This is a genomic window from Streptomyces sp. NPDC047974, from assembly GCF_040653375.1.
In the GTDB taxonomy this organism is placed as follows: domain Bacteria; phylum Actinomycetota; class Actinomycetes; order Streptomycetales; family Streptomycetaceae; genus Streptomyces.
Window position 1 is genome coordinate 1 of the sequence record NZ_JBEZNU010000070.1, and the last position, 8,540, is coordinate 8,540.

The 8,540-nt window shown below is 76.6% G+C and carries 8 protein-coding genes and 1 pseudogene; 2 read left to right on the forward strand and 7 right to left on the reverse strand.

What is annotated here, in order from left to right; genetic code table 11:
* From AB0E19_RS37780 to AB0E19_RS37795, 4 genes and pseudogenes are all read right to left on the reverse strand, one after another.
* Positions 1-1,133, reverse strand: a pseudogene (locus tag AB0E19_RS37780) (hypothetical protein); the annotation flags it as partial.
* Positions 1,134-1,188: 55 nt separating this feature from the next.
* Positions 1,189-1,632 carry a cell division protein SepF gene (locus tag AB0E19_RS37785; RefSeq protein ID WP_362189519.1) on the reverse strand — a complete coding sequence of 148 codons (444 nt, stop codon included), beginning with the start codon at positions 1,630-1,632 and terminating at the stop codon, positions 1,189-1,191.
* A complete protein-coding gene (locus tag AB0E19_RS37790; protein ID WP_362189522.1) occupies positions 1,629-2,630 on the reverse strand; it encodes a GHMP kinase in 1,002 nt (333 codons plus the stop codon). Before AB0E19_RS37790 ends, AB0E19_RS37785 begins: the two co-directional genes overlap by 4 nt.
* 181 nt (positions 2,631-2,811) lie before the next feature.
* Entirely contained in the window at positions 2,812-4,053 is a 1,242-nt protein-coding gene (locus AB0E19_RS37795) for an erythromycin esterase family protein (RefSeq protein ID WP_362189525.1), read from the reverse strand.
* Between the two features lie 90 nt (positions 4,054-4,143).
* On the opposite strand from AB0E19_RS37795, the gene AB0E19_RS37800 reads away from it, so the two are divergent.
* Positions 4,144-4,875 carry a MerR family transcriptional regulator gene (locus AB0E19_RS37800; RefSeq protein WP_362189528.1) on the forward strand — a complete coding sequence of 244 codons (732 nt, stop codon included), beginning with the start codon at positions 4,144-4,146 and terminating at the stop codon, positions 4,873-4,875.
* Here AB0E19_RS37800 and AB0E19_RS37805 read toward each other — a convergent pair.
* Positions 4,839-6,062 (reverse strand): nuclear transport factor 2 family protein, encoded by a 1,224-nt coding sequence (locus tag AB0E19_RS37805; RefSeq protein WP_362189531.1) that lies wholly within the window; start codon positions 6,060-6,062, stop codon positions 4,839-4,841. The two genes, AB0E19_RS37800 and AB0E19_RS37805, sit on opposite strands and share 37 nt — an antisense overlap.
* Positions 6,063-6,167: 105 nt before the next feature.
* On the opposite strand from AB0E19_RS37805, the gene AB0E19_RS37810 reads away from it, so the two are divergent.
* Positions 6,168-7,049 carry a LysR family transcriptional regulator gene (locus tag AB0E19_RS37810; protein ID WP_362189534.1) on the forward strand — a complete coding sequence of 294 codons (882 nt, stop codon included), beginning with the start codon at positions 6,168-6,170 and terminating at the stop codon, positions 7,047-7,049.
* Positions 7,050-7,061: 12 nt separating this feature from the next.
* Here the strand turns inward: AB0E19_RS37810 and AB0E19_RS37815 are convergent, their stop codons facing one another.
* Positions 7,062-7,568, reverse strand: a complete 507-nt coding sequence (locus AB0E19_RS37815) for a DinB family protein (protein ID WP_362189537.1) — start codon at positions 7,566-7,568, stop codon at positions 7,062-7,064.
* 93 nt (positions 7,569-7,661) lie between these two features.
* The coding region (locus AB0E19_RS37820; RefSeq protein ID WP_362189540.1) for a glutamate dehydrogenase at positions 7,662-8,540 on the reverse strand (879 nt) is incomplete at its 5' end.

Here is an 8,540-nt window from a genome sequence, read left to right on the forward strand (position 1 = left end):
GCGAGCACCTCGCGCTGCCCCTGGGTGGCGCCGGCCACGCGCAGGGGGAGGAGGGCGGTGCCGAGGAGGTCGTCGGGGAGCGGGGCGCGGGTGACGGGCGTGGCGCCGGCGGTGAGCCAGGCGGCCTGGACGGTGGTGCGGCCGGGGTCCCTGAGGGCGGTGGTGAGGAGGGTGCGGCCGTGGCGGGTGAGGCGTTCGCCGACGATGCGGAGTTCGGGGTGGGCCTGGACGGCGAGGTCGATCCTGACCGGGCCGACGGGGCCGTCGACGGTGCAGCCGATGCGGAAGCCGCGGCGGCCCTGGGCGTCGGGCCGGGCGCTGTCCGGGACGAGGTCGGCGGGGCGCGGGAACACCTCGCCGAGCGGCTCCCCCGCGCCGAGCCTGGCCAGCGCCTCGTACGCACCGAGGACGGTCGACTTCCCGCTGCCGCTCGGCCCGGCGAAGAGGGTGACGGGCCCGAGGGCGTACGCGGCGCGACGCAGCCCGGCGTAGGCGGAGAGCCGCAGCTCGGTCACGGCGGGACGGGGCAGGGTGGGCGAGGCGGTGCCGGGGGCGCCGGGGGCATGGTCGGTGCGGGGGGCGAGGTCGGTGCCGGGGGCACGGTCGGTGGTGCCGGTGCCGGTGCCGGTGCCGGTGTCGGTGTCGGTGTCGGTGCCGTCGACGTCACCCGCGCCTTCGGTACGCGCACGGCGCCGGGACGACGGGAAACGGGTGCCCGGGCGGGCGGCCGGGCCGGTGCGGGGCGCGGTGCCGGTGCCGGGTGCGGTGCCCGTGCTCGTACCGGGTGCGGTGCCCGTGCGGGGCACAGTGCCGGTGCCGGGAGCGCTGCCCGTGCTCGTACCTGGCGCGGTGCCCGTACGGGGTGCGGTGCCCGTCGCGGTGCCGGGCGCCGTGCCGGTGCCGGGTGCGGTGCTCGTGCCGGTGCCGGGTGCGGTGGTCGTGGTGGGGGTGGTGTCCGTGCCGGGGTGGGGGCCGGGGGTGCCGCCGTGCGGGCGGGGGCTCGGGAGCGTGGGCCGGGCGTCGTCCCCGCCCGGTCCCGCTTCGGAGGGCGGGGTCGGGCGGGGCATGGGGACGGTGTTCGGGCGGGGTGCGCCGGGGGTGCGGGCGAGGGCGGGGCCGCAGGTGAGGTCCATGATCGGACCGTACGCAGGGGTGGAGCTGACGAACCGTTACGTCGAGATGACCTTCCTACGATCGGGGGACTCCGGCGCGCGGTGCGCCGACGGGCTCCTCGTCCTCGTCCCCCGACGGGCCCTCGCCGGTGCTCTCGACCTCGGTCCCGGGAGGGGCGAGCAGGAAGACGTTGCGGTCGACGCGGTGCATGCCGCTGCCGAGGCCGAAGACGACGCCGCTGCTGAAGTCGAGGACGCGCTTGGCGACTTCGGGGTCGGCGCTGGTGAGGTCGAGCAGGACCGGGATCTGGGCGATGAGGTATTCGGCGACCTCGCGGGCGTCGGCGAAGACCTGGACCCGCAGCACGACCATGCGGCGCTGCTCGGCGGACTCGTACTGCTCGGGGATCGTGCGGTGGTCGACCCTGGACGGCCATTCGTCGCGGCCGCGCAGCGGCAGGACCTGGGCCAGGCCCTCCCACTGTTCGTCGGTGACGTCGTACCTCTCGTACCTACTCATGACCCCATCCTCCCGCCCCTCACCCGTTCGGCCCAACAACGACACGGGCGAACGGGTGCGGGACGCGGACCGCCGGCGCCGAAGGTGCGGGTGTACGGGATGCGCTGGGCGGCGAGCGCGCGGCGGGTCGCGCCGGCGCGCGCCTCGGCGCCGGGGGCGGCCGGGTCGTGGAGCACGCCGGCGACCGAACCGCTGTGGGAGATCTGGACGCCGACGGCGCCGGTGCGGCCGGCCAGGGCGACGAGCGCCTCGAAATCCGGGTGCCGCAGGACGCGTTGGGCGCGGCGGGCGCTGGCGGTGGCGACCCGGCCGACGAGCCCGGCGTCGCCGTCGGCGACGGCGCGGCGGAGCAGGTCGCGCAGGAGGGCGTAGGCGCGGAGTTCGGTGCCGGTGGCCGCCGGGGCCGGCAGGGCGAGGGTGTCGACGGGTTCGCCGCCGCCGAGGAGGCAGCCGACGACGAGGAGCGGCGGCAGCGCGGGCCCGAGGACTTCGAGGACACGGCCCTCACGCTGGGCGAAGAGGACGGGCCGCTCGTCGAGCATGAGGGGGTCGCTGGCGCCTTCGGCGCGGACGGCGAGCCCGGCGGTGGTGCCGGGGTCGAGACGGATCCCGTACGCGTCGGCGACGGCGCGCACGGTGGCGAGGACGTCGCTGGTGGAGCTGCCCATGCCGAGCCCGAGCGGCACGGAACCGGTGAGGCGCAGCGTGCCGCCGCGCGCGGGGCGGCCGGTGCGGGCCGCGCAGACGGCGACGGCGAGCCGGGCGGCGCGGGCGGCCTTCGTCCGCCCGGCGGGCACGACGGCGACCGCGTCGGCCGGCGCGTCGGGGCTCGGCGTGAACTCGGCCCGCGTGCCGGGACCGTCCAGGGGCAGCGTGACGAGACCGGCCCGCGGCCGCCCGTCGCCGTCGGCGAAGACCCCCTGCAGCAGCTCGCCGTGATGAGCGGCGGCGTGACCGGTGCCGGGGGTGAAGGCCGGGGCGGACGTACTCGTGGTCACGAAGGAGAGTGTCACCTCCGCCCTCCCGTGCCCGTGCGGGGGGGGGTGATGCTTCCGAGAAGCGGTGGTACGGCTCCGGGGGCGTCGCGCGGTCCGGGGCGAGGTCCCTCGGCGCACCGCGGGGGTGCGCGGAGGCGTGTGGGACGCGTCGGCCCCGGCGCGCCCGGGGCGGAAGGGGGGGTCAGGCGGTGGGCCACCAGGGGTCGGATTCGGTGGTGTGTCTGACGTAGAGGAGGGCGTCCGTGGTGGGCAGGTGGGCGGGGTTCAGGGGGGCGTAGCCGTACCAGGGGGAGGTGCGGGGCGGGGGTGGTGTGGTGCCGAGTGCCCGGGCCAGGAGGCGGGTGTCCACCAGGTGGTGGGGGGCGGGGAGGGCGTGCAGGAGTCCTTCCACCGTGTCGGGGGGCGGGGGCTGGACCCCGCGGTGGCGGAGGGTGCCCAGGGCGGTGGCGACGAAGGCGTACTCCCGGCCCAGGCGGGAGGCGGCGATCGCGCCCGCGCCCCACCACTCGACCGGGCGCTCGCCCATCCGCATGGTGCTCCGTTCGCGCTGGAGGTGGGTGTTGTGGGCGTGGGCGAGGACCGGGCCGTCGGCGGCGAGGGCGAGGAGGTTGGCGGCCATCAGGGAGTCGCGGAGGGTGAGGAGCCGGGCCAGGCGCGCGGGCGAGGGGTCGGCCATGGAGGCGTGGTAGCGCAGGAGTCCGGCGGCGGTGCGGGCGTAGAGGCGGGCCTGGTGGTGGCCGGGGTCTTCCCGCGGCGCGGGAAGTGCCTCCAGGAGGGCCTTCAGGTCGTCGGTGATCAGGCGGAGCCGCTCGGCCTCGGGGGTGCGGCCGGGGGAACGGGCCGGGTCCCTCATGGCGGCCGGTTCGTTCCAGCGGTGGTCCTCGCCGAGCAGCCCGTCGAGGGTCTCCGCCGTGCAGGGCAGCATCGCGGCGTCGTAGTGGGCGGCCAGGTGGGCGTGGAGCGCCGTGAGCGCCCGGCGGGGGCTCTCGCCGCCGGAGGTCTCCAGCGGGCCGTCGAGGCCGGCGAACCGCACCCGGTCCGCCGGCGGCCGGCCCTCGTTGAAGGCGCGCATCCACCGGACGAGCGCGCGGTTGGCCGGGGAGCCGCCGAAGCCGTGGCTGAAGCCGCGTGCCATGGCGTCGTCGAGGGCGTCGGTCCCGTCGGGCGCGCGGTGCGTCACGTACGCGTCGACGAGCAGGCCCGCCAGGCAGTCGCTCTCGACGGCGACGGTCCGGTAGCCCTCCTCCTCGACCAGCTGCCGGAAGAGGGCGTTGCGCACGTCGAGGAGGCTGTCCTCGCCGTGGGTGGGTTCGCCGAGCGCGAGGACGCGCGGCCGGGTGCCGAGCAGTTCCAGGAGGTGGGTCGCGTCGACGGGGTGGACGGTGTCCTCCACGGTGACGGCGGGGGATGTCGATGGGGTCATGACGGTGGAAGCTATACCTGAAGGTTCGAGTGAGGTTCGGGCTTCCACGGGCCCGCCTCAGCAGGCCTTTTCGGCTCTAGGGTTTCAAACATGGCCCTTCTCCGACCGGCGGATCTCGCCCGGGAACACGGCATCTCCCCGCAGACCGTCCGCAACCACGAGCGCGACGGCCTCCTCCCGCCGGCCGAGCGGACCGCCTCCGGCCACCGCCGCTACACCGCGCGGCACGCCGCCGCGCTCAGGGCCTACCGCGCCCTCGTGCCGGCGCACGGGTACGCGGAGGCCGCGGTGATCATGCGCGCGGTGACCCGGGGGCGGCTGGAGGAGGCGCTGGCCGCCGTCGACCGCGGCCACGCCGAACTCCTCCGCGACCGGGGCACCCTGGAGCAGGTGGGAGAGGTCCTGAGCCGGCTCGGCAGGGCGTCGGGCGGCTCCTCGTGGCGGGTGCCGAGGAGCGTCGCCGCGCCCTTCACGATCGGCGAACTCGCCCGCCGCCTCGGCGTGAGCGTGGCGACCGTCCGTACGTGGGAGAAGGCCGGGGTCCTCAGTCCGGAGCGCCGCTCCGACACCCGGCACCGCGTCTACGACGCCGACGACGTCCGCGACGCCGAACTCGCCCGCTTCCTGCGCCGGGGCGGCCATCCGCTCGCCGTCATCGCCACCGTCGTCCGGCAGATCCGCGCGGCGGGCGACACGCGGGCGCTGGAGGCGGCCCTCGACGACTGGCGCGGCCGGGTCGCCGCCAGGGGGCGGGCGATGCTGACGGCCGCCGCGCTGCTCTCGGACTACCTGGCGCTGGAGGAGGCGGCCGCCGCCGGGTGACGGTGGTAGGCCTTGTTGGCGATCCGCCAGGTGTCGCCGGCGCGGACGAGCAGGAAGACGTCGGTGAAGGTGTCCGGGCCGTGGCGGAGGGTCATGGTGGCGGTCGCGACGGTGCCGTGGACGTCCACGGTGTCGACGCGCCGGGACCGGGTCGCCTCGTCGGGGGCGGGGCGGCCCCGGAAGAGGGCGCAGTACTCGTCCAGCGGCCAGGAGACGAAGGCCGAGTCCCTGATCCCCTCGATGCGGGCGGTGGGCAGGAACGCCTCGCGGAAGTGGCGGGGATCGCCGGTGGCGTGGCCCCGGACGTAGGCGCGGAGCGGGGCGAGGAGCGCGTCCGGCACGGCGGGGGCCGTGGCGGCGACGGCGATGTCCGCGTCGGACGCGGCCCCGGGGGTGCCGAACGGGGCCGTACCGCCCCGCAACGGCAGCCGCGAGGCCTCCGCGAGGAGGGCCAGGTCCTTCGCCAGCGCGCCGACCGTGAACTCGGCCGTGGCCGGCGGCGGGCCGTCGAGGAGGTAGGGGCGCTTGCCGGCGACCAGGCCGCCGAGCCGGCCGCGTTCGAGGACGTCCAGGGCCCGGTCGCGGGGCAGGCCGAGCGCGTCGGCCTGGTGCAGCGCGTCGCGAAGGGCGAGGATTGCGCCGGCCAGGCTGTGGTTGGCGACCAGCTTGAGCGCGGCGGCGGTGGCGGCGCCGTCCACGGGCCGTACGGTGCCCAGCGCTCCGAGCGCCGTACGCATCCGGTCGAGCGCGGCCGGCTCCTCTGCGGCGGCGAGGAACGTCAGCGCGCCGGCGGCGACGGCCGGCACGGAGCCGAGGACGGGCGCGTGGACGTACGCGGGGCCCGGGCGCCGGGCCAGTGCGGAGGCCTCGTCGGGGGCGATCGTGGCGGTGTTGACGACGACGGCGTCCGCGCGCAGGGCGCCGTCGACGGCGTCGAGCACCTCCCGGCAGGCCGCCCCGTCGAAGAGCGCGAGGAGGACGAGGTCGGCTCCCGCCACGGCCTCCTTCGCGTCGGGGACCGTCGCGAAACCGCCCGAGTGCGGTCCGTCCGAGCGCGCTCCACCCGTGTGCGGTCCGCCCGAACGCGTCCAGCCCGTCACGTCCGTGCCCGTCTCGGCGAGTCGGGTGGCGATCGCGGTGCCCATCCGGCCCAGTCCGAGGACGGCGATTCTCTGTGGTGGCGTCATGGGGCCACGATCGCGCCCCCGCGAGCCCTGCGACAAGCGCAGATCTGGCAGGGCAGATCTGCGTACGGCGCATGGCTCCCGGCATGCCCCGGCATACTGGCGCCCATGGATCTGGCGGTGTGGCGGAGTTTCGTGACCGTGTGCCGGCTCGGTTCGCTGTCCGCGGCGGCGGCCGAGTTGCACCACACGCAGTCGGCCGTCTCCCGGCAGATCGCCGGCCTCGAGCGGCAGCTCGGCGTGGCGCTGATGGAGCGTCACGCGCGGGGTGTGCGCCCGACGGCTGCCGGGGAGGTGTTCCGGCGGCACGCCCTGGCCACGCTCGACGAGGCCGACCGCGCCCTGAGCGCCGTCCGGGCCGTCCGGGACGGGGCGCGTGAGCGGCCGCTGGCCGTCGGGGCCACGCCCTCGCTCGCGGCGGGGATCGTCCCCGAGGCGGTGCGGGCGCTCCTCGACGCGGCGGGTCCGCTGCGCTGGAGTCTGCGCCCCGGGCTGAGCGCCGCCCTGCACGAGCGGGTGCTCGCGGGAGAGCTCGACCTCGCGGTCGTCACCGACGCGCCGCCGGGGCTGCCGCACGCGCCGCGGCTCGTACGCCGCTTCCTGGGTCTCGACGAGATGGTCGTCGCACTGCCCGCCGGGCATCCCCGGGCGGGCGGCGGGCCCGTGGACATCGGCGGGCTCGCCGGGGAGACGTGGGCGGAGGACGACGACGGCTCGGCGTCGCTGCTGCGCCAGCACGCCGCCCGCGCCGGGGTCACCGTCCGCGTCGGCCTCTCCGCCGCGGACCTCCCCGGGAAGCTCGCCCTCGTGGCGACCGGTCACGCCATCGCCCTGATCCCGGGGGTCCTGACCCGGGCGCTGCGCCCGGACGTCACCACGGCGCGGCTCGTCGCCGCCCCGACGCGCGGGATCTACGCGATCGCCCCGCGCCGGGACGCCCACCCCTCCGTCGGGCCGCTCCTCGACCATCTCGGCGCGGCCTTCGCGTGACGCGGACGCGCGTCAGCGGCCGACGGCGCCGTCGAGCCGTTCGCGGATGATGTCGGCGTGGCCGGCGTGCCGGGCGGTCTCCTCGATCATGTGGACGAGCACCCAGCGCATCGACCGGACGACGCCGTCCTTGCCCGCCGGGCGGGCGCACGGGGCGCTCAGGTCGGCGCAGGCGCCGGCGATCTCGTTCGAGCGGGCGACGGCCTCGCGATAGGCGGCGAGGAGGTTCTCCTCGCCGTCGTCCGGGCCGAGCCGCATGCTCAGGTCGGGGTGCGGGACGTCGGCGCCCTCGAAAGCCCAGACGAACCAGTAGCGTTCCGCCGCCGTGAGATGTCTGATCAGTCCGTACAGGCTGGTGCCGGAGGGGACGGCCGCGGTGCGGCCCCGGGCGTCGTCGAGGCCGCGGGCCTTCGCGGCGACCGCGTCCCTGAGGTAGTCAAGGAAGGCGAGCAGGGTCGCCTTCTCGTCCGGGCCCTCACCGGGGGGACCGGTGTCGGGCCGTGGGGGTGTGTCCGTCACGCGGAGGTCCTTCGCCGCTCGGTGCTGGGGTGGGCCCCCGGTCCGCTCCCCCGCACATGGGAGCGGACCGGGGACCGGTTCGGGGAGGGTGGGTCAGATCACGCCCTGGTCGAGCATGGCCGCCGCGACGCGCTCGAAGCCGGCGATGTTGGCGCCCGCGACGTTGTCGCCGGGGGTGCCGTAGCGTTCGGCGGTCTCGACGCAGGTGCGGTGGATGTCGCGCATGATGGTGGCGAGCTCCTGCTCGACCTGCGCGAAGTCCCAGGAGACGCGTCCGGCGTTCTGCCGCATCTCCAGGGCGGAGGTCGCCACGCCGCCCGCGTTGGCGGCCTTGCCGGGGCCGAACGCGACGCCGGCCTCCTGGAGGACGCGGACCGCCTTCGGGGTGACGGGCATGTTGGCGCCCTCGGAGACGGCCTTGACCCCGTTGCGTACGAGGGTGAGCGCGGCGTTCTCGTCCAGCTCGTTCTGGGTCGCCGACGGGAGGGCGATGTCCACGGGGACGTCCCACACGCTGCCGCCGGCGACGAAGCGGGCGGCGCCGCCGCGTCGTTCGGCGTACTCGGAGATCCGGCCGCGCTCGACCTCCTTGATCTGCTTGAGGAGGGCCAGGTCGATGCCCTTCTCGTCGACGACGTAGCCGCTGGAGTCGGAGGCGGTGAGGACGTGGGCGCCCAGCGCCTGGGCCTTCTCGATGGAGTAGAGGGCGACGTTGCCGGAGCCGGAGACGCCGACCTGCAGGCCCTCCAGGTCCTGGCCGCGGTGGCGCAGCATCTCGGCGGTGAACAGGACGTTGCCGTAGCCGGTGGCCTCGGCGCGGGCCTGCGAGCCGCCCCAGCCGGTGCCCTTGCCGGTGAGGACGCCGGCCTCCCAGCGATTGGTGATGCGGCGGTACTGGCCGAAGAGGTAGCCGATCTCGCGGCCGCCGACGCCGATGTCGCCCGCGGGGACGTCGGTGTGCTCGCCGAGGTG

Coding starts and splice junctions, on each gene's coding strand:
- AB0E19_RS37810 (WP_362189534.1), top strand. CDS start 6,168: ATGGATCTGGCGGTGTGGCGGAGTTTCGTGACCGTGTGCCGGCTCGGT.
- AB0E19_RS37795 (WP_362189525.1), bottom strand. CDS start 4,053: ATGACCCCATCGACATCCCCCGCCGTCACCGTGGAGGACACCGTCCAC.
- AB0E19_RS37805 (WP_362189531.1), bottom strand. CDS start 6,062: ATGACGCCACCACAGAGAATCGCCGTCCTCGGACTGGGCCGGATGGGC.
- AB0E19_RS37800 (WP_362189528.1), top strand. CDS start 4,144: ATGGCCCTTCTCCGACCGGCGGATCTCGCCCGGGAACACGGCATCTCC.
- AB0E19_RS37785 (WP_362189519.1), bottom strand. CDS start 1,632: ATGAGTAGGTACGAGAGGTACGACGTCACCGACGAACAGTGGGAGGGC.